Below are 23,346 nucleotides of genomic sequence, written 5' to 3'. Positions count from 1 at the left end.
GCCAGCCGCGCCAGCCGCGCTAGCCGCGCGACGGCAGGTAGCCCGACGGATCGACCGGCTTGCCGCCGGCGCGCACTTCGAAATGCAGCTCGCCGCCGCCCGCCCCCATGCGCCCGACCTCCTGCCCGGCCGCGACCTGGCTGTCTTCACTGACCGAGGGCTTGTCGAGGTTGCCGTAGACGGTCAGCCAGTCGTCGTCGTGCTTGACGATCACCAGCATGCCGTAGCCGCGCAGGTTGCCCACATGGATGGCGCGGCCGGCCGCGGCCGCCCGCACCACGCCGCCCGCTGGCACGTCGATACGCAGCCCCTTGCTCGCCGGCGGCGCGTAGCGCGCCACGACCTTGCCGTCGGCCGGCCACTGCAGGCGGATGCGGGAGGCCGGCGGCCGCGCCGGCCCGCTGTCGTCCACCCGGGGGGTATCCTTGACCGCCGCCGGCCCGCCGCTGCCGCCGGATGCCCGGCCGCCTCCCGCCGAAGCCGCGGCGCCTGCCGCCGGCACCACGCGGATCACCTGCCCCACCTCGATGCGGTCGGCGTCGCTCAGGCTGTTCCAGCGCGCCAGCTCACGCACGCTGCGCCGGTGCTTGCGGGCGATCGAATACAGCGTGTCGCCGCTCTGCACGCGGTAGTAGCCGTCGGGCACCGGGCCGTCGTCCAGCGTGCCGCAGGCGGCCAGCGGCAGCACCGCGGCGGCCGCCAGCAGCGCGAGCAGGCGGCGGCGGCCGCCGTGCCCGCCGTGCCTTCCTCTTGCCTCTGGAGTCTCTGGATGTTCTCGATTGGTTTGCTTCATGCTCTCGGGATTGGGCACGCAAGTGCCCTCTCGTCCACGCATTGCCGGTCCGGGCCGCCTATTATCGCCGCTGCGCGCGCCTTGCGCGCCGCGCGGAGGCCCGCGGGCCCGGCGTGGCAGCCGGCCGGCGCCAACAGGGGTAGACCGCGGCGCATGCGCCGGGTTCGCCGCCGCACGCCTGCAAACCGCGGAGAATCCGCCGCATTCCGCTATAATTCAAGGTTTTGAAAGCGCAAGAACATCATGGAAGCAGAACGCCTCAACGCCATCTCCGGTGCCATCTCCGATCTCCGTTCCCGGACGGAAGATCTACGGGGGTATCTTTGACTACGAAGTCAAACTAGGCCGCCTCGACGAAGTCAACGGCCTGCTCGAAGACCCGGACGTCTGGAACAACCCCAAGCGGGCCCAGGACCTGGGCAAGGAAAAGAAGATGCTGGAGGGCGTGGTCGGCGTCCTCGGCAAGCTCACCTCTGATCTCGACGGCGCGGACGAACTGTTCGAGCTGGCGCGCGAAGAAGGCGACGACGACACGCTGCAGGCCATCGAGGCCGACGTGCAGGGCTTCAAGGACATCGTCGAAGACATGGAGTTCCGCCGCATGTTCTCGGGCGAACTCGACCAGGCCAACGCGTTCATCGACATCCAGGCCGGCGCCGGTGGCACGGAAGCCTGCGACTGGGCCTCGATGCTGCTGCGCCAGTACCTGAAGTACTGCGAGCGCAAGGGCTTCAAGGCCGAGGTGCTGGAAGAGTCCGAGGGCGACGTGGCCGGCATCAAGAGCGCCACCATCAAGGTGGAAGGCGAATACGCCTTCGGCTACCTGCGCACCGAGACCGGCGTCCACCGCCTGGTGCGCAAGTCGCCGTTCGATTCCTCGGGCGGGCGCCACACCTCGTTCTCGTCGGTCTTCGTCTATCCCGAGGTGGATGATTCCTTCGAGGTCGAGATCAACCCGGCCGACCTGCGCGTCGACACCTACCGCGCCTCGGGCGCCGGTGGCCAGCACATCAACAAGACCGATTCTGCGGTGCGGATCACGCACGCGCCGACCGGCATCGTGGTGCAGTGCCAGAACGACCGTTCGCAGCACCGCAACCGTGCCGAAGCGATGTCGATGCTGAAGTCGCGGCTGTACGAGCACGAGATGCGCAAGCGCCAGGCCGAGGCCGACAAGCTGGAGTCGTCCAAGACCGACGTGGGCTGGGGCCACCAGATCCGCTCCTACGTGCTGGACCAGAGCCGCATCAAGGACCTGCGCACCAACGTCGAAATGTCGAACACGCAGAAGGTGCTCGACGGCGACCTCGATCCTTTCATCGAGGCCAGCCTGAAACAGGGCCTGTAACACGGCCCGCGTGGCGTGCCGATGCGCGCCACGCCGAGATGCCGCGGCACGCCGCGGCGGACCGTCCGGCGCGGCGGCCAGCGGCTGGCTGCCGCGCCGCCCGATGCATCACCAACCGTGTCATCCGCAGCGTCTCCACCAGCGAACACAGCCATGAGTGCAGCGAACCAACTCTACATCGTGACCGGCGCCTCGCGCGGCCTCGGCGCCGCCCTGGCGCAGGCCCTGCTGGCGCCCGGCAACCGGCTCGTCTGCGTGGCCCGCAGCCCCGCGCCCGCCCTGCAGCAGGCGGCGGCCGCGGCCGGCGTCGCGCTCGACTGGCACTGCCAGGACCTGTCGCAGCCCGAGGCCGGCGCGCGCTGGCTGCAGGCGGTGCTGGAGGCGGTCGACACGCCGCCGGCCAGCGCCACGCTGGTGCTGAACGCCGGCGTGATCGAGCCGATCGTGCCGGTGGCAGGACTGCGCGCCGACACGCTGGTGCCGCACCTGATGACCAACCTGGCCACGCCGATGACGATGACGGCGGCCTTCCTGGCCGCCAGCGAGCGCTTCGGCTGTCCGCGCAAGGTGCTGGCGATCTCCTCGGGTGCCGCGCGCCGGCCCATCGAGGGCTGGAGCGCCTACTGCGCGGGCAAGGCCGGACTGGACATGTTCATGCGCTCGATCCATGCCGAGTATGCCCAGGCCCCGGCCGGACGCGAGGTGCGCGCCGTGGCGCTGGCCCCGGGCGTGATCGACACCGGCATGCAATCGACCATCCGCGGCGCCGACTTCGCCCAGGTGCAGCGCTTCCGCGACCTCAAGGCGCAGGAGCAGCTGGCCAGTCCCGACGATGTCGCCCGCCGCATCGCCGCTTACCTGCAGCGCCCGGACTTCGGCAGCACCGAGCTGGACGACATCCGCAACCACTGAAGCCTTTTCTGAAACCGTGCGGGCCCGGCCCGCGCGCAGCACACACATCATGACCGAACCCAACCGCGCCCCAGCCGACGCCGCGACCGCGGCCACCGCCGCCGACGAAAACAAGATCATCGCGGAACGGCGCGAGAAACTGCAGGCACTGCGTCAGCAAGGCGTGGCCTTCCCCAACGATTTCCGCCCCACCCACCAGTCGGCCGCCCTGCACGCGCAGTACGACGCCGTCGAGCAGGAGGCGCTGGAAGCCGCGCCGGTCGAGGTGGCCATCGCCGGCCGCATGATGCTCAAGCGCGTGATGGGCAAGGCCAGCTTCGCCACCGTGCAGGACGGCACCGGCCGCATCCAGTTCTACATCAGCCGCGACGCCATCGGCGAAGAGGTCTACGCCGGCTTCAAGAAGTGGGACCTGGGCGATATCGTGGCCGCGCGCGGCACGCTGATGAAGACCAAGACCGGCGAGCTGTCGGTGGCGGTCACCGAACTGCGCCTGCTGTCGAAGAGCCTGCGTCCGCTGCCGGGCGACTATTACGGCCTGGCCGACCAGGAGCAGAAATACCGCCAGCGCTACGTCGACCTGATCGTGTCGCCGGAAACTCGCGCCACCTTCCGCGCCCGCACCCAGGCCATCTCGTCGCTGCGCAAGCACATGGCCGAATCCGGCTTCATGGAAGTCGAGACGCCGATGCTGCACCCCATCCCCGGCGGCGCCGCGGCCAAGCCCTTCATCACCCACCACAACGCGCTGGATATGCAGATGTTCCTGCGCATCGCGCCCGAGCTGTACCTGAAGCGCCTGGTGGTGGGCGGTTTCGAGCGCGTGTTCGAGATCAACCGCAATTTCCGCAACGAGGGGGTGAGCCCGCGCCACAATCCCGAGTTCACCATGATGGAGTTCTACGCGGCCTACACGGACTACCGCTGGCTGATGGACTTCACCGAGAACCTGATCCGCCAGGCCGCCATCGATGCCTGCGGCAACGCCGTGCTGAACTACCAGGGCCGCGAACTGGACCTGTCCAAGCCCTTCCACCGCCTGACCATCACCCAGGCCATCCAGAAGTACGCGCCGCAGTACACCGATGCGCAGCTGGCCGATGCCGACTTCCTGCGCGTCGAGCTGAAGAAGTTCGGCGTCAACACCCAGGCGCCGCAGTTCCTCAATGCCGGGCTGGGCACGCTGCAACTGGTGCTGTTCGAGGAAACCGCGGAAAGCCAGCTGTGGGAGCCGACCTTCATCGTCGACTACCCGGTGGAGGTCTCGCCGCTGGCGCGCGCCTCCGATACCGTGCCCGGCATCACAGAGCGCTTCGAGCTGTTCATTACCGGCCGCGAGATCGCCAACGGCTTCTCGGAGCTGAACGATGCCGAGGACCAGGCCGAGCGCTTCCGCAAGCAGGTCGAGCAGAAGGATGCGGGCGACGAGGAAGCCATGTACTTCGATGCCGACTACATCCGCGCGCTCGAGTACGGCATGCCCCCGACGGGCGGCTGCGGCATCGGCATCGACCGCCTGGTCATGCTGCTGACCGACAGCCCCAATATCCGCGACGTGATCCTCTTCCCGCACCTGCGCCGCGAGGATTGAGACGACGCACCGGCTGCCGCCGCGCGGCGGCAGCCTGCACGACCGCGAGAACCCCTGCCCCTGCAGGGGTTCTTTTTTGCGCGGCCGGCAGCGACGGCACTTCGCCGTCGCGCGTGTCGGCCATGCTGTCGATGTCGGCCGGCGATCGCTCCTGCGAGCATTGGCTGGCGCGCGTCACCTGGAACCGCGTGGTGACGGGCTATGACCACGATACCGACATCTTCCTGGCCGGGATCGGGTATCGCTTCTAGTTGCTGGCTGCCGGTTGCTGGCTGCCGGTTGCTAGCGGCCCGTTGCAGGCGCCGCCAGTTGCAGGTCACAGGGTTGCGGCCGCCCGCTTCAGCAAGCTCCCAGGGGAGCGGTGGCCGTCCCCAAGGACCCGCAGCGAGCGGGCCGCTGCTCCCTGACTCCCTGGCTTCTTACTCCGCTTCTTCGATCCAGGCGGACTGGATCGCCTCGAGGATCTTCTCGCCCGAGCGCTCCGGCACGTCGCTGAAGCCGTCCAGTTCCAGCACCCAGCGGCGCAGGTCGGTAAAGCGCACGGTCAAGGGGTCGACGTCCGGGAACTTGTCGTAGAGGGCGGCCGCGATGGCATAGGTATCGGTCCACTTCATGGGGCGTTCTCCTGTCGTGCGGGGCTCAGTGCCCTTCCTTGGCGTGGTTGATGGTGTACTTGGGAATCTCGACCGTCAGGTCCTCGTCGGCCACGATGGCCTGGCAGGACAGACGCGAATTCGGCTCGAGGCCCCAGGCCTTGTCGAGCAGGTCTTCTTCCTTCTCCTCGGCCTCGTTCAGTGAATCGAAACCCTCGCGCACGATGACGTGGCAGGTGGTGCACGCGCACGACTTCTCGCAGGCGTGCTCGATCTCGATGCCGTGGCTCAGCAGGGCGTCGCAGACGCTGGTGCCCGGCTTGGCTTCGAACACGGCGCCCTCGGGGCAGTGCTCGACGTGGGGAAGAACAATGATCTGTGGCATGTCAGGTCCTGATTGCGGAATACGGTGCGGCGGGAATCGGCTTGGCGGCAGCGGCCGCCTCAGCCGATCTCCTGCACCTTGCGGCCGGCCAGCGCGCTCTTGATCGAGCGGTCCATGCGGCGCGCGGCGAATTCGTCGGTGCCGTGCGACAACGCCTCCACGGCGGCCTTGATGGCGAGATGGTCGGTACCGGCAGCGATCTCGCGCACGGAAGCCGACAGCGCCTCGACCGCGGCGCGCTCCGCGGCGCTCAGCAGGTCGCCATCCGTCTCCAGCGCGCGCTGGGTGGCTTCGAGCAGGCGCTCGGCCTCGACACGTTCCTCGGCCAGCGCGCGGCTCTTCATATCGTGCTCGGCCTCGCTGAAGCTTTCCTGCAGCATGCGGGCGATGTCGTCGTCGGCCAGCCCGTAGGAAGGCTTGACCACGATCGAGGCTTCCACGCCCGACAGCGTTTCACGCGCCGACACCGACAGCAGGCCATCGGCATCGACCTGGTAGGTCACACGGATGCGGGCCGCACCTGCCACCATCGGCGGAATGCCCCGCAGTTCGAAGCGTGCCAGCGAGCGGCAGTCAGCCGCCAGTTCGCGCTCGCCCTGCAGCACATGGACGGCCATCGCGGTCTGGCCATCCTTGAAGGTGGTGAATTCCTGGGCACGCGCCACCGGGATGGTGCTGTTGCGCGGGATGATCTTCTCGACCAGGCCGCCCATGGTCTCGACCCCCAGCGACAGCGGGATCACATCGAGCAGGAGCCAGTCCTCGCCCGGCGCGCCGTTGCCGGCCAGCAGGTTGGCCTGCATGGCGGCGCCCAGCGCGACCACCTTGTCCGGATCCAGGTTGGTCAGCGGCGTGCGGCCGAAGAACTCGCCCACGGCCTTGCGGATGGCCGGCATGCGCGTGGCGCCGCCCACCAGCACCACGCCCTTGACCTCGTCGGCGCCGACGCCGGCATCGCGCAGCGCCTTGCGCACCGGCGCCAGCGTCTTCTGCACCAGATGCGCAGTCATGGCCTCGAACTGCTGCGCCGACAGCGGCAGGTGCACGATCTCCCCGCTCGACAGCACGGCATCGATCACCGTGTCGTCGGCCTCGGACAGTGCCTCCTTGGCGGCGCGCGCGCGCACCATCAGCAGGCGGGTGTCCTGGGCGCTCAGGGGTTGCAGGCCGGCCTGCTCGACGATCCAGCACATCAGGCGCTGGTCGAAATCGTCGCCCCCCAGGGCCGAATCGCCGCCGGTGGCCATGACCTCGAACACGCCCTTGGTCAGCTTGAGGATGGAGATATCGAAGGTACCGCCGCCCAGGTCATAGACGGCATAGACGCCTTCGGCACCGTTGTCGAGGCCGTAGGCCACGGCCGCCGCGGTCGGCTCGTTGAGCAGGCGCAGCACCTCGATGCCGGCCAGGCGCGCGGCGTCCTTGGTGGCCTGCCGCTGTGCATCGTCGAAATAGGCCGGCACCGTGATCACCGCCCCGACCAGGTCGTCGCCGAGCGAATCCTCGGCGCGCTGGCGCAGCGTGGCGAGGATCTCCGCGGAGATCTCGACCGGGCTTTTCACGCCGGCCACCGTCTTGATCTGCACCATGCCCGGCGCGTCGACGAAGTCGTAGGGGCTGTGCTCGATGTGCGCCACGTCGCGCAGGCCGCGCCCCATGAAGCGCTTGACCGAGACGATGGTGTTCTTGGGATCGCGGATGGCCTCGTCCTGCGCGCGGTAGCCGATCTGCGCGGTCTTGTCGGCCAGGTAGCGCACCACCGAGGGCAGCAGTGCGCGGCCGCGCTCGTCGGTGAGCACCTCCGGAATGCTGCTGCGGACCGCCGCCACCAGGGAGTTGGTGGTGCCGAGGTCGATGCCGACGGCGAGCCGGCGTTGATGGGGCGCCGGCGACATGCCGGGCTCGGAAATCTGGAGCAGTGCCATGATGATTCTTCGCGTTGTCTTCGCGTTGTCTTCGCGCGCGTTGCCGTCGCGTCGGGTGCGGCACGGCATGCGTGCCACGGCGGCCGGGACCGTGCCGGGGGCGCCATTGTGTCACGCCCGCGGCAAACGTGCCTGGCCGGTTATCCTTCCAGCCGGTCGATCGCCTCGCTGGTGTCGTGCTCGATCTTCTCGATGAACATCAGTTGCCGCGCCGCCGCGCCGGCCGCCGCGTCATTGTCGGCGCCGCCCGCGTCCAGCAGCGCGCCGAGCGCCGCGTGTCGCTCGCGCTTTTCCCGGCGCAGTTGCGCCAGCAGCGCGTCGAGCTGGTCGACCGCGCGCGCTTCCACCGCGTCCTGCAGCGCCTCGCGCCATTCCATCTGCTGCATGAGGAAATCCGGCGCCATCGCGGTGTTGTTCTCGGCCTGGATGTCGACGCCGCGCAGTCCCAGCAGGTAGATCGCCCGCTTGAGCGGCTGGCGCAGCGTACGATAGGCCTCGTTGGCATGGGCCGCCCACTGCATGGCCACGCGGCGCTCGGCGTCGCCGGCATGCGCGAAGCGGTCCGGATGCGCCTGCGACTGCACGGTGCGGTAGGCGGCATCCAGCGCCGCCTCGTCGATGGCAAACTGCGCCGGCAGTCCGAACAGCTTGAAAAAATCGTCTTTCAACAGCTTCCCCAACAAAAAGGAGCGGCCAGGCCGCCCCTCGATCACCCGCCCGTCAGCCAGGCAGGCAAGCCATCGCCGGCATTCCGATCGCGCCGGCGCGGCCCTCAGGCCGGCCGTGCCCAGGTATCCGGAGGCTCGCCGCGTTCACACTTGCGACAGGCGAGCCGGGCACCCAGCCTGGCCGTGCGCCCCCGCTCCGATTGCGTCCACGGTCGCGACTGCCAGGGCGGGTCGTGCCGCACGTGCTGGCCATGCCCGCACTCCAGTTCGGCGACCCAGTCGCCGGCCTCGTCACGGTGATAACCGACGATACGGCGCTGCATCGCCGGGCGGCGTCAGACGCGGAAGGACTCGCCGCAGCCGCACTCGTCCTTGACATTGGGGTTGTTGAAGCGGAACCCCTCGTTCAGGCCTTCGCGGGCAAAGTCCAGCTCGGTGCCGTCGATGTACGGCAGACTCTTCGGATCGACGATCACCTTGATGCCGTGCGACTCGAACACATTGTCTTCCGGCAGCAGTTCGTCGACGTACTCGAGCTTGTAGGCCAAGCCCGAGCAGCCCGTCGTCTTCACGCCAAGGCGCAGGCCCACGCCCTTGCCACGGCGCTCCAGGTAACGCGCCACGTGCCTTGCGGCCTTCTCGGTCAGTGTGATCATCGCTGCATCATCCCCGCATGGCTCAGGCGGCCTTCTGTTCGGCGCCCGGGTGCTTCTTCTTGTAGTCCTCGACGGCGGCCTTGATGGCGTCCTCGGCCAGGATCGAGCAGTGGATCTTGACCGGCGGCAGCGCCAGTTCCTCGGCGATCTGGGTGTTCTTGATCTCCAGTGCCTGGTCCACGGTCTTGCCTTTGACCCATTCGGTCACCAGCGACGACGAGGCGATGGCCGAGCCGCAGCCGTAGGTCTTGAACTTGGCGTCCTCGATGACACCGGCCTCGTTGACCTTGATCTGCAGCTTCATCACGTCGCCGCACGCCGGCGCGCCGACCATGCCGGTGCCCACGGCATCATCGTTCTTGTCGAACGAGCCAACGTTGCGGGGGTTTTCGTAGTGGTCGAGCACCTTGTTGCTGTATGACATTTTGGCTACCTCTTGCGGATTTTATGGGGGTCTTGCGTGGCGCCTGCGCTCAGTGCGCGGCCCACTGGATGGAATTCAGGTCCACGCCGTCCTTGTACATTTCCCACAGCGGCGACAGGTCGCGCAGCTTGCCGATCTTGGCCTTGAGCAGTTCGACGGTGTAGTCGACTTCCTGCTCGGTGGTGAAGCGGCCCACCGTGAAACGGATCGAGCTGTGCGCCAGTTCGTCGTTGCGGCCCAGCGCGCGCAGCACGTAGGACGGCTCCAGCGAGGCCGAGGTGCAGGCCGAGCCCGACGACACGGCCACATCCTTGATCGCCATGATCAGCGACTCGCCCTCGACGAAGTTGAAGCTGACGTTGAGGTTGTGCGGCACGCGGCGCTCGAGGTCGCCATTCAGGTAGACCTCTTCCATACCGGAAAGGCCGCGCCACAGGCGGTCGCGCAGCATGCGGACGCGTTCGTTCTCGGTAGCCATTTCCTCGCGGGCGATGCGGAAGGCCTCGCCCATGCCGACGATCTGGTGCGTGGCCAGCGTGCCCGAGCGCATGCCGCGCTCGTGGCCGCCGCCGTGCATCTGGGCTTCCAGGCGCACGCGCGGCTTGCGGCGCACGTAGAGCGCGCCGATGCCCTTGGGGCCATAGGTCTTGTGGGCCGAGAACGACATCAGGTCGCACTTCAGCGTGTTCAGGTCGATCACCACCTTGCCGGTCGCCTGCGCGGCGTCGCAATGGAACAGGACGCCCTTGGCGCGGCAGATCTCGCCGATCTGCTCGACGTCCTGGATCACGCCGATCTCGTTGTTGACCAGCATCACCGAAACCAGGATGGTGTCCGGGCGAATCGCCTGCTCGAACGCCTTCATGTCGATCAGGCCGTTTTCCTGCACGTCGAGATAGGTCACCTCGAAGCCCTGGCGCTCCAGCTCGCGCGTGGTATCGAGCACGGCCTTGTGCTCGGTCTTCACGGTGATGATGTGCTTGCCCTTGCCCGAGTAGAAGTTGGCCGCGCCCTTGATGGCGAGGTTGTCGGATTCGGTCGCACCCGAGGTCCACACGATCTCACGCGGATCGGCACCGACCAGCGCTGCCACCTGCTCACGCGCCTCCTCGACCGCGCGCTCGGCCTCCCAGCCGTAGGCATGGCTGCGCGACGCCGGATTGCCGAACTGCTCGCGCAGGTAGGGGATCATCTTGTCCGCCACGCGAGGATCCACCGGAGTGGTGGCCGAGTAATCCATGTAGATCGGGAAATGTGGGGTGCTCATTGTTTTGACTGCCTCTATCAGGGTCAGGACCGCAATTCCTTGCCGGTCGGAAATCTGGATCTGCTTGCCGTCTGCCGCCGTCTCAGGACTGCGCCAGGCTGAAGACCGAGTTGACCACGCGCGGGCGCGCGGGACTGTCGGCCTTGTCGGCCGCCTTGCCGCGCACCGGCGCGCCGGCGGCCCGCGCCGGCTCCTCGCGCATGTCGTGCAGCACCGCGGGCTGCTTGGCACGCTGCTGGTCGACCAGGTTCTTCAGGGAGACGGAGTCCAGGTACTCGACCATCTTCTGGTTCAGCGTGGCCCACAGCTCGTGGGTCATGCAGCGCCCGGCGCCGTCATCTCCGTTACAATTTCCCTTTCCACCGCATTGCGTGGCATCGAGCGGTTCGTCGACGGCGATGATGATGTCGGCGACCGTCACGTCCTCGGCGCGGCGCGCGAGACTGTAGCCGCCACCCGGCCCCCGCACGCTTTCCACGATCTCATGCCGGCGCAGCTTGCCGAACAGCTGCTCGAGGTAGGACAGGGAGATCTTCTGGCGCTGGCTGATGCCGGCAAGCGTGACCGGCCCCTGGTCCTGGCGCATGGCCAGGTCGATCATGGCGGTCACGGCAAAGCGGCCTTTGGTCGTCAGTCTCATGGGGGTGGGAATACTTGATCAATTTCCTCAAGTATAAATTTCCCGACTAATCCGGTCAAGTACCCCTGCTGCACCGCATCAGGCGCGGCTGCCGCCGGCGTCCGGCGCCGCCGCTGGCCGGCGCGGCGGCACGATCAGCGACAGCGGGCGCTCCAGGATGCGCCGCCGCACGGCGGCACTCAGTTCGCGCCGGTCCACGCTGCGCAGGTTGCGTGAACGAAGCGCCATATTGAAGGCCAGCGCGAAGCTGACCGCCACGTTCAGGAAGCCCATCAGCGCGATGCCGGCAACCGCCAGCCACAGCGCGGGCATGCGCAGCGCGTCCAGCCCCAGCACGCCGATCGAGGCCCCTACCGCCCCCGTCGACAGCGTGACGTGACGCACCTCCATGTGCGGCCCGACGAAGCTCAGGATCTCCGGCCCCAGGCCCAGCAGCAGGCCGAGCGACACATTGGCGGCAATGCCCGACAGGTTGCGCCGCCAGAAATCGGCCACGCCCAGCGCGCCCTTGGCGCCCAGCACGTAGCGCAAGCGCCGGTTGTAGGCCATCACATCGTGCACCCGGTGCAGCGCGAACCAGTTGTCCGCCCAGCCGGCGATCAGGCTCGACAGCCACAACAGCACACCGGTGAAGATGGCGTAGAGCGGCGTCGGCCCCAGGATCGAGAACGACTCGATGGTGGCGATGGCCTTGGCCGGGGTCAGCAGGCTCACGCCCAGCAGCTTGCCCGACAGCCATTGCACTGCCAGCGCCACCGGGAACACCGCAGCCAGGTTGCCGAAGATGGCGGCCGCGTTGGAGCGGATCATGGCGATGGTGTCGTCGACGAAGATCTCCCTGCCCTCCGGCCGCCTCGCGCCGTCCAGGCGGTGCGCCAGCGCCGGCCCGGTCATGGCCGGCTGCTTGGTGGCCAGCGTGAAGTGCGCAAAGTGGATGAGCAAGAAGCTGCCGGCATAGTTGAGCGAGGCCAGCAGGCCCTCGATGAACTTGTCGAGATGCAAGCCATAGATCAGGAACTTGAGGTAGACCGTCAGCACCGTCAGCAGCCCGCCGCCGGCCGCCCCGCGCATCATCTCGCGGTATTCGCCGCGGTCGCGCGTGATGTAGTGTTCGCCGGTCTCCGCCGAACGCTCCACCACCTTGCGCGCCAGTTGCGCGAACGAGGACGACACCAGGTGGCCGACACTGCGCCGCGCCTGGGTCGAGCGGATCAGCTCGGCGGTCAGGTGCTGGCGCGCACCGGGGCGCCCGGGCTCGCTCCAGGCACCCAGCAGCAACTCGATGCGGGCCAGCCGGATCTTCATCCGCTCGATCTGGAACACCACCTCCACCGAGACGCCATTCTCTTCGAGTTCATCGTAGACATGCTGGGCGGCCGCGTGGCAATGGTCGAGCAGCGCCCGGAAATAGTTGATGCGCTGGCCGAAGGCCTCGTCACCGTGCGCCAGGTCTTCCTCGAAGAGAGCCTGCGCCGCACTGTCCAGGCGGAAAAATGGCGTTTCCTCCACCCGCCCCTTCAGGCGCGAGCGGATGGCCTGGCTCAAGCCTGTCGCGCGCACCTGGCTCACCAGCACCTGGATGCTGGCCGCCAGCGTGCGCTCGAGGCCGCGCCGCGCTGCCGCCTCCTCCTCGCCCTCCTCCTCCGCGTCGGCCAGGCCCAGCACCAGCGTCAGCCGCTCGACCAGGCCCGCCTCGATCGACTCCACCCATTCGGCGTCGTCGAGGTGCACGAACAACAGCGCGAACAGGCTGGACATATCGCTGCGGTTGGGCGGCGGCGGCAGGAAACGCGCCTGCAGGCGATCCATCATCTCGCCCCAGAAGCCCGGGTGCGAGGCCACGCCGGTGTCGCAGAACAGCGCGGTCGGGTCGTTGTCGCGCAGGATGGAACGCACCGTACGGGAAAACGCCAGCGCCCAGTCCGGATTGCGCTCCAGCACGCGCAGCAGATAGCGCAGGCGCACATGCTGCGGCAGGCTTCGCTCCACGCCGCCTTCGCCTTCGCTGCCGTCGCGCGGCCCCTTGTCCGCGCGCGCGTCATCGCCGCCCGGCGCGCCGTCGCGGCGGATCCAGTAGCCCAGCTCGATCAGCCAGCTATTGCGTTCCGCGAGCGGCGCCTCCGGCTCGGCCGCAGTCAGAATAGCGTCCAATTGCAGGCTGGCATTGCGCGATTCGCGCCATTTGCGGAACAGGGATGGGAGCATGAAACCTCGTGAAGAACGGCAGGAAGGTACAGCACCGGGCGCGGCCGCCGGGCCCGGCGCGGGCGGGACTCAGCGCAGGCCGAGCCGGGCGCCCAGGCTGGCGACAACACCGTCGCAAGCGTCCTCGATATAGTCGAGCACGCGCTCGAAGCCAGCGTCGCCGCCGTAGTAGGGATCCGGCACCTCGGCCGCATCGTGGCGGGTGGCGAAACTCATCAGCAGGCGCATGCGGTCCTCGCGCCCGGGCGGACAGATGGCGCGCAGGCCGGCCAGGTTCTGCTCGTCCATGGCCAGCAGCAGGTCGAAGCGCTCGAAGTCGGCCGCCTCGGCCTGGCGGGCGCGCAGGGCCGACAGGTCATAGCCGCGCGCCAGCGCATGGCGCTGGGCGCGGCGATCCGGCGCGCGTCCGACGTGATAGTCATGCGTGCCGGCCGAATCCAGTTCGACGCGATCGGCCAGGCCGGCCGCCTCCAGCTTGGCGCGCAGCACCCCTTCAGCGGTGGGGGAACGGCAGATATTCCCCATGCAGATCATCAGGACCGAGAATTTTTCCATATATTTCAAAAGCTTGGATACGGTATCCGGTCTGAGCGGGTGTGCGGCGCAAGGCGCGGGCGCGTGGCCCGAAAGCGCCGAAAGCGGCTAGGACAAGGCAGGCCTTGGCCCGGCGGCGCACACCGGCAGGCCGGGATTTTACCGCGCCTGCTAACGGACCGCCGGCACGCCCTGCTCGTCGCCGCTGGCGCCGAATACCCGGCGCTTGAGCTCGGCCAGCTGATCGCGCACCTGTGCCGCCTTCTCGAATTCCAGGTTCTTGGCGTGGTCGAGCATCTGCTTTTCCAGCCGCTTGATCTCCTTGGCGACCTGTTTCTCGCTCATGTCCTCGTAGCGCGCGCGCTCCTCGGCGGCCTGCAGCTCGGCGCGCACCTCGCCGGCATCGTAGACGCCGTCGATGATGTCCTTGATGCGCTTGACCACGCCGCGCGGCGTGATGCCATGGGCTTCGTTGTGGGCCATCTGCTTGGCGCGGCGGCGCTCGGTCTCGCCGATGGCCCGCCGCATCGAATCGGTCATGCGGTCCGCGTACAGGATGGCGGTGCCGTTGACGTTGCGCGCGGCGCGGCCGATGGTCTGGATCAGCGAGCGCTCGGCGCGCAGGAAGCCTTCCTTGTCGGCGTCGAGGATGGCCACCAGCGACACCTCCGGGATGTCCAGGCCTTCGCGCAGCAGGTTGATGCCGACCAGCACGTCGAACGTGCCCAGGCGCAGGTCGCGGATGATCTCCACGCGCTCGACGGTGTCGATGTCCGAGTGCAGGTAGCGCACCTTGACGCCGTTTTCCGACAGGAACTCGGTGAGCTGTTCGGCCATGCGCTTGGTCAGCGTGGTCACCAGCACGCGGTCGCCGGCGCTGACGCGCTGGTGGATCTCGGACAGCAGGTCGTCGACCTGGGTGGTGGCCGGCCGCACCAGGATGACGGGATCGACCAGCCCGGTCGGCCGCACCACCTGCTCGACCACCTGCCCGGCATGTTCCTGCTCGTATTGCGCCGGCGTGGCGGAAACGAACACCACCTGGCGCATCTTGCCCTCGAACTCATCGAACTTGAGCGGCCGGTTGTCCAGCGCCGAAGGCAGGCGGAAGCCGTACTCGACCAGCGTGGTCTTGCGCGCGCGGTCGCCGTTGTACATGCCGTTGAGCTGGCCGATCAGGACGTGCGACTCGTCCAGGAACATCATGGCGTCGGGCGGCAGGTAGTCGACCAGCGTGGGCGGCGGCTCGCCCGGCCTGGCGCCCGACAGGTGGCGCGAGTAGTTCTCGATGCCTTTGCAGAAGCCCAGCTCGGACAGCATCTCGAGGTCGAAGCGGGTGCGCTGCTCCAGCCGCTGCGCTTCCACCAGCCGGTTCTCCTTGTAGAGGAAATCGAGCCGCTCGCGCAGCTCGACCTTGATATCCTCGATGGCACGCAGCACGGTCTCGCGCGGCGTCACATAGTGGCTGGACGGATAGACGGTGAAGCGCGGGATCTTCTGCCGCACGCGCCCGGTCAGCGGATCGAAGTACTGCAGCGAGTCGATCTCGTCGTCGAACAGCTCGACCCGCACCGCCATTTCGGCATGTTCGGCCGGGAAGATGTCGATGGTGTCGCCGCGCACGCGGAAGGTACCGCGCTGGAAATCCGTCTCGTTGCGCGTGTACTGCATGGCGATCAGGCGGGCGATGACGTCGCGTTGGCTGATCTTGTCGCCGGCCCGCAGCGTCAGGATCATCTGGTGGTATTCGTTCGGGTTGCCGATACCGTAGATGGCGGACACGGTCGCCACGATCACGGTGTCACGCCGCTCCAGCAGGCTCTTGGTGGCGGACAGCCGCATCTGCTCGATATGCTCGTTGATCGAGGAGTCTTTCTCGATGAACAAGTCGCGCTGCGGCACGTAGGCCTCGGGCTGGTAGTAGTCGTAGTAGCTGACGAAGTACTCGACGGCATTGCGCGGAAAGAACTCGCGGAACTCGGAATAGAGCTGCGCCGCCAGCGTCTTGTTGGGCGCGAAGATGATGGCCGGACGCCCCAGTTGCGCGATGACGTTGGCCATGGTGAAGGTCTTGCCCGAGCCCGTCACGCCCAGCAGCGTCTGGTACGACAGGCCGTCCTCGATGCCCTCGACCAGCCCCGCGATCGCTGCCGGCTGGTCGCCGGCGGGCGGAAAGGGCTGGTAGAGCTGGAACGGCGAACCGGGAAAGGTGACGAACTTCTCCTCGTCCAGGTCGGGGGCGACCGCGGCAAGATTGGACATAAGCGGTGACGGAAAACCTCAGGGGATGGGCGGATACGCTAGAATCTCAGGATTGGCAGCTCCGTTTCAAGACGGGCCTGCCGCATGCCGCAGCGCAGCTCGAAGCATTCTACGCCTTCCCGTTTTGTTCCATAGCTGACCAAGAGACCGCAAATGAGTTTGTTTTCTGCCGTCGAGATGGCCCCGCGCGATCCGATCCTGGGCCTGACCGAAGCCTTCAACGCCGATACCCGTGCCCACAAAGTGAACCTGGGCGTCGGCGTGTACTTCACCGACGAAGGGAAGATTCCCCTGCTGCGCGCCGTGCAAGAGGCGGAAAAGGCACGCCTGGCCAACGCCACGCCGCGTGGCTATCTGCCCATCGAAGGCATCGCCGCCTACGACCAGGCCGTGCAGACCCTGCTGTTCGGCCAGAACTCCCCGCTGATCACCGAAGGCCGCGTGGTGACGGCCCAGGCGCTCGGCGGCACCGGCGCGCTGAAGATCGGCGCCGACTTCCTGAAGCGCCTTTATCCGGATGCCAAGGTCGCCATCAGCGACCCGAGCTGGGAAAACCACCGCGCGCTGTTCGAGGCGGCCGGCTTCCCCGTGGTCAACTACGCCTACTACGACGCTGCCACCCACGGCCTGAACTTCGCCGGCATGATGGAGTCGCTGAAGTCCTACCCGGCCAACACCATCATCGTGCTGCATGCCTGCTGCCACAACCCGACCGGCGTCGACCTGTCGCCCGAGCAGTGGAAGCAGGTGGTGGAAGTGGTCAAGGAACGCAACCTGATCCCCTTCCTCGACATGGCCTACCAGGGCTTCGCCGAGGGCATCGAGCCGGATGGCGCCGCCGTGCGCCTGTTCGCCGACTCCGGCATGTCGTTCTTCGTCTCGAGCTCCTTCTCGAAGAGCTTCTCGCTGTACGGCGAACGCGTCGGCGCCCTGTCGATCGTCACCACCAGCAAGGAAGAGGCGCAACGCGTGCTGTCGCAGGTCAAGCGCGTGATCCGCACCAACTACTCCAACCCGCCGACCCACGGCGGCACCGTGGTGGCCAACGTGCTGAACAGCCCGGAACTGCGCGCGATGTGGGAGCAGGAACTGGGCGAGATGCGCGACCGCATCAAGCTGATGCGCCATGCCCTGGTCGACAAGCTGGCCGCCAAGGGTGTGCCGGGCGACTTCTCCTTCGTCAAGGACCAGCGCGGCATGTTCTCCTACTCGGGCCTGAACAGCGCCCAGGTGGACCGCCTGCGCAACGAGCATGGCATCTACGCCGTCGGCACCGGCCGCATCTGCGTAGCCGCGCTGAACAGCCGCAACATCGATGCGGTGGTCGACGCGATCGCCGCAGTGATGTAAGCGCCACTCCGCGGGCATTCCTGCAAAAAAGGCGGCTTCGGCCGCCTTTTTTGTCTTTCGCGCCACCCGGCCTCCATACAGGAGTCATGCTTCTGGCGCAGCCTCCTCATCCATGTGCTCGATTGCATTGTCTCGACGCGCGCCTACCCTAGGGTATATGCTGCATCGCACGATCGTGCGTTTGAGCGCATAATCGACTCAGCGGTCGGATTTTCCGGCCGCCAATTTATCGCTAAACACAGCCAGGAAACTGCTGCCCGCCCGCGCGATTCCGCCCTCCGGACACAGATACCCCCAAGCCTGACAGGTATTCGGAATGCTCTACCAACTCCACGAGTTCCAGCGCTCGATGCTGCACCCGCTGACCGCATGGGCGCAGGCGACCGCCAAGACCTTCACCAACCCCCTCAGCCCGATGTCGCTGATGCCGGGCGCGACCCGGCTGGCCGCCGGCTATGAGTTGCTGTACCGCCTGGGCAAGGCCTACGAGAAACCCGCCTTCGACATCAAATCGGTGCGTTCCAACGGGCGCGAGATTCCCATCGTCGAGCAGACCATCGTCGAAAAGCCGTTCTGCAAGCTGGTGCGCTTCAAGCGCTATGCGGACGATCCCGACACCATCAAGCTGCTCAAGGACGAGCCGGTGGTGCTGGTGTGCGCGCCGCTGTCCGGCCACCACGCCACGCTGCTGCGCGACACCGTGCGCACGCTGCTGCAGGACCACAAGGTCTACGTGACGGACTGGGTCGACGCGCGCATGGTGCCGATCGATCACGGGCCCTTCCACCTGGCCGACTACATCCGCTACATCCAGGAATTCATCCGCCACATCGGCGCGGAACAGCTGCATGTGATCTCGGTATGCCAGCCCACCGTCCCGGTGCTGGCGGCGATCTCGCTGATGGCCTCGGCCGGTGAAGCCACGCCCAAGACCATGACGATGATGGGCGGCCCCATCGATGCGCGCCGCAGCCCGACCGCGGTCAACTCGCTGGCGACCAACAAATCCTTCTCCTGGTTCGAGAACAATGTGATCGATACCGTGCCGGCCAACTATCCGGGCCACGGCCGCCGCGTCTATCCGGGCTTCCTGCAGCACGCCGGCTTCGTGGCGATGAACCCGGACCGCCACGTCACCTCGCACTACGACTACTACCTGAGCCTGATCCAGGGCGACGCCGACGACGCGGAGGCCCATGTGCGCTTCTACGACGAGTACAACGCGGTTCTGGACATGGCGGCGGAGTATTACCTCGACACCATCCGCGAAGTGTTCCAGGAGTTCCGGCTGGCCAACGGCACCTGGGACATCCAGGGCGAGCCGGTGCGGCCGCAGGACATCAAGACCTCGGCCCTGCTGACCATCGAGGGCGAGCTGGACGACATCTCGGGCGCCGGCCAGACCGCTGCCGCGCATGATCTGTGCAGCGGCATCCCCGATGCGCACAAGCGGCATATCACTGCGGAGAAGTGCGGCCACTACGGCATCTTCTCGGGCCGCCGCTGGCGCGACAACATCTACCCGGAGCTGCGCGACTTCATCCGCCAGTACCGCTGAGCGGAGACGCGGCAGCGGGAGCAGCAGCAGCCGTTGCCGACGCCGACGCACCCGGAACGCCCGCGCCCCGCGCGGGCGTTTTCCATTTCAATTCACTTATGCATCAGGTAGGCGAGCAGCATCTCGGTGTGCAGCGCGATGAAGCGCTCGTGCTCGTCCTGGGCGGCGATGTCGCGCCCGATCACGGCGCTGATGGTGTAGCGGTTGGAGAGTACGTAGTAGCCCAGCGCCGAGATGGTCAGGTAGAGCTGGGAGACATCGACCTGCGCGCGGAACAGGCCCTGGCGCTGGCCGCGCGCGACGATGTGCTCCAGCACCTTGACCACCGGGTTGATCAGCTGGTGGAGATGCGCGGACTCCTTCAGGTGCCGCGCCTCGTGCAGGTTCTCGCTGTTGACCAGGCGGATGAACTCCGGATGCTCGTAGTACCAATCCCAGATGAAGCGCGCCAGCTTGCGCACGCCGGCCACCGGATCCTCGTCTTCGATATGGAGCGCTTCCTCGGCCGCGCGGAACTCGGCGTACTGGCGCTCGAGCACCGCCAGGAACAGGCCTTCCTTGCTGCCGTAGTAGTAATACAGCATCCGCTCGTTGGTTTCCGCGCGGCGTGCGATCTGGTCGACACGGGCCCCTGCCAGCCCCCCTTTGGCGAATTCTTCGGTGGCCGCGGCCAGGATGCGGCGCCGTGTTCCTTCGGGGTCTCTCTTGGTTCTGGTCTCGTTTGCCATGCCGGATCGAATCACTGGATGCGCGGATTATGGCACAGGCGATCTGCCGGTCCGCCGCGTAAAGCGCGCATCTTCGTGGTTTCTGCGCCGCGGCGAAATCGGGGATAATCCCTGCGGCGCGGCCGCGCCCGCCCGAGCAGAAGGCGGGCCGTCCGCCCGCTGAACCGATTGCCCCACCACCCGACCAAGCGCCGTGACCCGTCACACCCCGACCCTCGCCGACCGCCTCGAGGCCCTGCTGCCGCAAACCCAGTGCACCAAGTGCGGATTCGACGGCTGCCGTCCCTATGCGGAAGCCATGGCCCGGGGAGAAGCCGACTGCAACCGCTGCCCGCCCGGCGGCGCCGAGGGCATCGCCCGGCTGGCCGCCGCCCTGGACAGGCCGGTGCTGCCGCTGGACCCGGCGCGCGGCCACGAACAAGCGCGCGCCGTGGCCGTGATCGACGAGAGCCGCTGCATCGGCTGCACCTTGTGCATCCAGGCATGCCCCGTCGATGCCATCGTCGGCGCCCCCAAGCAGATGCACACGGTGCTGCCCGACTGGTGCACGGGCTGCGACCTGTGCGTGGCGCCCTGCCCGGTCGATTGCATCGACATGGTGCCGGTCACCGGCGAGCGCACCGGCTGGGCCGCCTGGTCCCCGCAGCTCGCCGGCGAGGCGCTGGCACGCTACCGTGCCAGGGGCGTGCGCCTGGTGCGCGAGCGCGAGGAGAACGAGGCACGTCTGGCCGCCAAGGCCGCCGCCAAGCTGGAAGCCCTGGCCCAGGAAGCCGCGCAGGACGAGGCGGAGCGTGCCGCCCAGGCGCGCAAGCGCGCCATCATCGAAGCCGCCATCGCCCGCGCGCGCGAGAAGCAGCTCGCGGCCAAGCCGCGCAACACCGAAAACGTGCCGGCCGGCGTGCAGGCCCAGATCGATGCCGCCGAAGCCCGCCGCGCCCGCCTCGCAGCAGGCGCGCAGCCGCCTGCCCCTGCGGCAACGCCAGGCGTCGGCGGTACCGCCGGTGGTACCGATGACGGGGCCGGCGAGCGCAGCGACAAGACCGACTGACAACCAGAAGACCGCCTCATGAACGCCGCCAAGTGCCGCGCCCTGTTCGAAACCCTGCGCGAAACCAACCCGACGCCGACCACCGAGCTGGAGTACAGCTCGCCGTTCGAACTGCTGATCGCCGTGCTGCTGTCGGCCCAGGCCACCGACGTCGGCGTGAACAAGGCCACGCGGCGGCTGTTCCCGGTGGCGCACACGCCGGCGCAGATGCTGGCGCTCGGCGAAGAAGGCCTGGCCGACTACATCAAGACCATCGGCCTCTACAAGACCAAGGCCAAGCATGTCATCCAGACCTGCCGCATCCTGGTCGAGCAGCACGGCAGCAAGGTGCCGGCCGACCGCGCCGCGCTGGAAGCCTTGCCAGGGGTCGGGCGCAAGACCGCCAACGTGGTGCTGAACACCGCCTTCGGCGAACCCACCATCGCGGTCGACACCCACATCTTCCGCGTCGCCAACCGCACCGGGCTGGCCGTCGGCAAGACCGTCGACGTGGTCGAGCAGAAGCTGCTGAAGGTGGTGCCCCATGAGTTCCTGCACGATGCCCACCACTGGCTGATCCTGCACGGCCGCTACGTCTGCAAGGCGCGCAAGCCCGAATGCTGGCACTGCGTGATCGAGCCGCTGTGCGAGTTCCGCGAGAAGACCGAAGCGCCGAAGGGCTGACGGCCCGAGGCCTGAGGCCGGATGCAAAAAGACCCGCTCTCAGCGGGTCTTTTTGCTACCTGGCGATGTGCCGCTTCAGACGATGCGGCAAGCCTCGTCGAACGACAGGCGCGGATTGCGCGGGTACAGCTTGTCGGCCTCGCCATAACCGAGGTTGCACAGGAAGTTGACCGACCACTTACCGTCCGGGAAAAAAGCGGCATTGACCTTGGCCGCGTCGAAGCCGCCCATCGGGCCGCAGTCCAGGCCCATGGCACGAGCGGCCAGGATGAAGTAGCCGCCCTGCAGCGAGCTGTTCATCAGCGCGTCGCGTGCGATCTTCTCCGGCTGGCCGGCATACCAGGAGCGCGCATCGGCGTGGGGGAACAGCTTGGGCAGCTGGTCGTGGAAGGCATTGTCGAAGGCGATGATGGCGGTCACCGGCGCCGAGCGGGTCTTGTCCACGTTGCCGGGCGACACGCACTCGACCAGGCGCGCCTTCTCGGCGGCGCTCTTGACGAAGACGATGCGCGCGGGCGAGCCGTTGGCCGCGGTCGGGCCGAACTTCATGGCTTCGTAGATCTCGTGGAGCACGGCATCATCCACATGGCGGTCCTGCCACTCGTTGTGGGTGCGGGCTTCGGTGAAGAGTTGGGCCAGGGCGGCCTGATCGATCCGCGTCATGCGCTGTTTCCTGTAGGAAAGGGGGAAAGCGTGCATTGTACCCAAGCCCCCGCGCGTACCACGACAAGCGCTTTGAGCAAGGGATTCAATTCTGTTGATTGCTGGCGGCACGCCGGCCGCCCTGCACGCCCTCGGCCTGCCCGCGGCGTGCCAGCCACAGCACTCCGACCAGGATCAGGGTGCCGCCGAGCGCCTGGGTCCAGCCGACCTGCTCGCCCAGCAGCAGGGCTGCCAGCACCACCGTGACCACCGGCTCCAGGGTCGACAGCATCGACGCCCGCGCCGCGCCGAGGCGCTGCAGCCCGGCGAAGAACGTCAGGATGGCCAGCACCGTCGACAACAACGCGATCGCCAGCAGCGCCAGCCAGCCACCGAGGTCGCCCGGGAAGCGCGGCGGCACCCCGGCCGCCGCGCGCAGCAGGCCGGCCGCACCGTACACCAGGGCCGCCGCCGCGCAGACCACGGTGGTGGTCGCCAGCGGCGGCACGCCTGCGGTCAGGCGGGCGCCGACCACGATGTAGGCGGAGTAGATCAATGCCGCCGCCAGGCCGAGGCCGATGCCCAGCGCGCTGCCCTGCCCGCCCCCGACCGTGAGCCCGGCCCCGGCCGAGCAGAGCAGCAAGGCGGACACGGTGGCGGCAGTCAGCCGCTCCTGGAGAAACACCGCCGCCAGCAGCGTGACGAAAAGCGGGTAGAGATACAGCAGCAGCGCCACCAGGCTCGCCTGCGCATGGTTGAGCGCCGAGAAGAAGCAGAAGGACTGGCCGACGTAGCCGATCCCGCCCATCGCTGCCAGCGCCAGCACGCGCCGCCGCGGCGGCAGCCGGATGCCGCGCGCGCGCATCACCGCGACCAGCGCCACGGCGGCCAGGCTGAAGCGCACTGCCAGCAGGCCGTAGACATCGGCGCCGGAGGCATAGGCGAAGCGGGCGAAGATGGCCATCGCGCCGAAGGCGCTGGCGGACACGGCGATCAGCAGGACGCCGGCGCGCTTGTCGCCGGGCGCGACGGGTGCGGCAAGGGGGGAACGGGTCATCGGCGCGGTGGCGGTGGCGGTGGCGGTGGCGGTGGCGGTGGCAATGGACAAGCGGCCAGGGAACGGGTGGCGCGGACCGGCGGGATATGCGCGCCGG

Annotated in this window: 24 protein-coding genes; 8 read left to right on the top strand and 16 right to left on the bottom strand. The window is 67.8% G+C overall.

Annotation, left to right across the window (positions count from 1 at the left end):
* Window positions 1-19 precede the first annotated feature (19 nt).
* Entirely contained in the window at window positions 20-793 is a 774-nt protein-coding gene (locus BKK81_RS08670) for a peptidoglycan DD-metalloendopeptidase family protein (protein ID WP_083384012.1), read from the bottom strand.
* Between the two features lie 243 nt (window positions 794-1,036).
* Between BKK81_RS08670 and prfB the strand changes: the two genes are divergently transcribed.
* From prfB to BKK81_RS36740, 4 genes are all read left to right on the top strand, one after another.
* Window positions 1,037-2,141, top strand: a protein-coding gene (gene prfB / locus BKK81_RS08665) for a peptide chain release factor 2 (protein ID WP_156811176.1) whose coding sequence is annotated in 2 segments (ribosomal slippage) — window positions 1,037-1,117 and window positions 1,119-2,141 — 1,104 coding nt in all. Because the reading frame shifts where the segments join, the coding sequence is not laid out codon by codon here.
* Between the two features lie 153 nt (window positions 2,142-2,294).
* Window positions 2,295-3,053, top strand: a complete 759-nt coding sequence (locus tag BKK81_RS08660; RefSeq protein ID WP_071012114.1) for an SDR family oxidoreductase — start codon at window positions 2,295-2,297, stop codon at window positions 3,051-3,053.
* Window positions 3,054-3,102: 49 nt separating this feature from the next.
* Window positions 3,103-4,644 carry a lysine--tRNA ligase gene (lysS, locus tag BKK81_RS08655; protein ID WP_071012112.1) on the top strand — a complete coding sequence of 514 codons (1,542 nt, stop codon included), beginning with the start codon at window positions 3,103-3,105 and terminating at the stop codon, window positions 4,642-4,644.
* A gap of 122 nt (window positions 4,645-4,766) precedes the next feature.
* The gene (locus tag BKK81_RS36740) at window positions 4,767-4,895 is read left to right on the top strand and encodes a hypothetical protein (protein WP_257786951.1); all 129 of its coding nucleotides are present in this window, start codon (window positions 4,767-4,769) and stop codon (window positions 4,893-4,895) included.
* A gap of 168 nt (window positions 4,896-5,063) precedes the next feature.
* Here BKK81_RS36740 and iscX read toward each other — a convergent pair whose 3' ends face one another.
* From iscX to uvrB, 12 genes are all read right to left on the bottom strand, one after another.
* The gene (iscX, locus tag BKK81_RS08650) at window positions 5,064-5,258 is read right to left on the bottom strand and encodes a Fe-S cluster assembly protein IscX (protein WP_071012111.1); all 195 of its coding nucleotides are present in this window, start codon (window positions 5,256-5,258) and stop codon (window positions 5,064-5,066) included.
* A gap of 25 nt (window positions 5,259-5,283) precedes the next feature.
* Entirely contained in the window at window positions 5,284-5,622 is a 339-nt protein-coding gene (gene fdx / locus BKK81_RS08645) for an ISC system 2Fe-2S type ferredoxin (RefSeq protein ID WP_071012109.1), read from the bottom strand.
* A 59-nt stretch (window positions 5,623-5,681) separates the two neighbouring features.
* Entirely contained in the window at window positions 5,682-7,547 is a 1,866-nt protein-coding gene (hscA, locus tag BKK81_RS08640) for a Fe-S protein assembly chaperone HscA (RefSeq protein WP_071012108.1), read from the bottom strand.
* 140 nt (window positions 7,548-7,687) lie between these two features.
* Entirely contained in the window at window positions 7,688-8,215 is a 528-nt protein-coding gene (gene hscB, locus BKK81_RS08635) for a Fe-S protein assembly co-chaperone HscB (RefSeq protein WP_071012106.1), read from the bottom strand.
* Window positions 8,216-8,319: 104 nt separating this feature from the next.
* Window positions 8,320-8,538, bottom strand: a complete 219-nt coding sequence (locus tag BKK81_RS34150; protein WP_083384011.1) for a DUF3565 domain-containing protein — start codon at window positions 8,536-8,538, stop codon at window positions 8,320-8,322.
* Window positions 8,539-8,550: 12 nt separating this feature from the next.
* Window positions 8,551-8,871 (bottom strand): iron-sulfur cluster assembly protein IscA, encoded by a 321-nt coding sequence (gene iscA / locus BKK81_RS08630; protein WP_071012105.1) that lies wholly within the window; start codon window positions 8,869-8,871, stop codon window positions 8,551-8,553.
* A gap of 22 nt (window positions 8,872-8,893) precedes the next feature.
* The gene (iscU, locus tag BKK81_RS08625; protein WP_019448564.1) at window positions 8,894-9,295 is read right to left on the bottom strand and encodes a Fe-S cluster assembly scaffold IscU; all 402 of its coding nucleotides are present in this window, start codon (window positions 9,293-9,295) and stop codon (window positions 8,894-8,896) included.
* 49 nt (window positions 9,296-9,344) lie between these two features.
* Window positions 9,345-10,562 carry an IscS subfamily cysteine desulfurase gene (locus tag BKK81_RS08620; protein ID WP_071012103.1) on the bottom strand — a complete coding sequence of 406 codons (1,218 nt, stop codon included), beginning with the start codon at window positions 10,560-10,562 and terminating at the stop codon, window positions 9,345-9,347.
* Between the two features lie 82 nt (window positions 10,563-10,644).
* A complete protein-coding gene (iscR, locus tag BKK81_RS08615) occupies window positions 10,645-11,202 on the bottom strand; it encodes a Fe-S cluster assembly transcriptional regulator IscR (protein ID WP_071012102.1) in 558 nt (185 codons plus the stop codon).
* Between the two features lie 78 nt (window positions 11,203-11,280).
* Complete coding sequence (locus BKK81_RS08610) at window positions 11,281-13,407, bottom strand: site-specific recombinase (RefSeq protein WP_071012100.1); 2,127 nt, start codon at window positions 13,405-13,407, stop codon at window positions 11,281-11,283.
* Between the two features lie 69 nt (window positions 13,408-13,476).
* Window positions 13,477-13,962, bottom strand: a complete 486-nt coding sequence (locus tag BKK81_RS08605; RefSeq protein ID WP_071012099.1) for a low molecular weight protein-tyrosine-phosphatase — start codon at window positions 13,960-13,962, stop codon at window positions 13,477-13,479.
* Window positions 13,963-14,112: 150 nt separating this feature from the next.
* Window positions 14,113-16,203 (bottom strand): excinuclease ABC subunit UvrB, encoded by a 2,091-nt coding sequence (uvrB, locus tag BKK81_RS08600; protein WP_071012097.1) that lies wholly within the window; start codon window positions 16,201-16,203, stop codon window positions 14,113-14,115.
* Window positions 16,204-16,356: 153 nt separating this feature from the next.
* On the opposite strand from uvrB, the gene BKK81_RS08595 reads away from it, so the two are divergent.
* Window positions 16,357-17,553 carry an amino acid aminotransferase gene (locus BKK81_RS08595; RefSeq protein WP_071012096.1) on the top strand — a complete coding sequence of 399 codons (1,197 nt, stop codon included), beginning with the start codon at window positions 16,357-16,359 and terminating at the stop codon, window positions 17,551-17,553.
* Window positions 17,554-17,869: 316 nt separating this feature from the next.
* On the top strand, window positions 17,870-19,111 hold the full coding sequence (locus tag BKK81_RS08590) for a polyhydroxyalkanoate depolymerase (protein WP_071012094.1): 1,242 nt from the start codon (window positions 17,870-17,872) through the stop codon (window positions 19,109-19,111).
* A 92-nt stretch (window positions 19,112-19,203) separates the two neighbouring features.
* On the opposite strand, the gene BKK81_RS08585 is transcribed toward BKK81_RS08590, so the two are convergent.
* A complete protein-coding gene (locus BKK81_RS08585; protein ID WP_071012092.1) occupies window positions 19,204-19,839 on the bottom strand; it encodes a TetR/AcrR family transcriptional regulator in 636 nt (211 codons plus the stop codon).
* 193 nt (window positions 19,840-20,032) lie between these two features.
* On the opposite strand from BKK81_RS08585, the gene rsxB reads away from it, so the two are divergent.
* Window positions 20,033-20,887, top strand: a complete 855-nt coding sequence (rsxB, locus tag BKK81_RS08580) for an electron transport complex subunit RsxB (protein WP_083384010.1) — start codon at window positions 20,033-20,035, stop codon at window positions 20,885-20,887.
* Window positions 20,888-20,905: 18 nt separating this feature from the next.
* Entirely contained in the window at window positions 20,906-21,550 is a 645-nt protein-coding gene (gene nth / locus BKK81_RS08575; RefSeq protein ID WP_071012091.1) for an endonuclease III, read from the top strand.
* Between the two features lie 75 nt (window positions 21,551-21,625).
* Here nth and BKK81_RS08570 read toward each other — a convergent pair whose 3' ends face one another.
* Together BKK81_RS08570 and BKK81_RS08565 are read right to left on the bottom strand one after the other, a co-directional pair.
* Window positions 21,626-22,213 (bottom strand): malonic semialdehyde reductase, encoded by a 588-nt coding sequence (locus tag BKK81_RS08570; protein ID WP_071012089.1) that lies wholly within the window; start codon window positions 22,211-22,213, stop codon window positions 21,626-21,628.
* A gap of 85 nt (window positions 22,214-22,298) precedes the next feature.
* Entirely contained in the window at window positions 22,299-23,249 is a 951-nt protein-coding gene (locus BKK81_RS08565; RefSeq protein WP_071016236.1) for a DMT family transporter, read from the bottom strand.
* Window positions 23,250-23,346 lie beyond the last annotated feature (97 nt).

Origin of the sequence: Cupriavidus sp. USMAHM13 (genome assembly GCF_001854285.1) — a bacterium.
GTDB classification, from domain to species: domain Bacteria; phylum Pseudomonadota; class Gammaproteobacteria; order Burkholderiales; family Burkholderiaceae; genus Cupriavidus; species Cupriavidus malaysiensis.
This window is presented reverse-complemented; position numbering and strand designations above follow the sequence as displayed.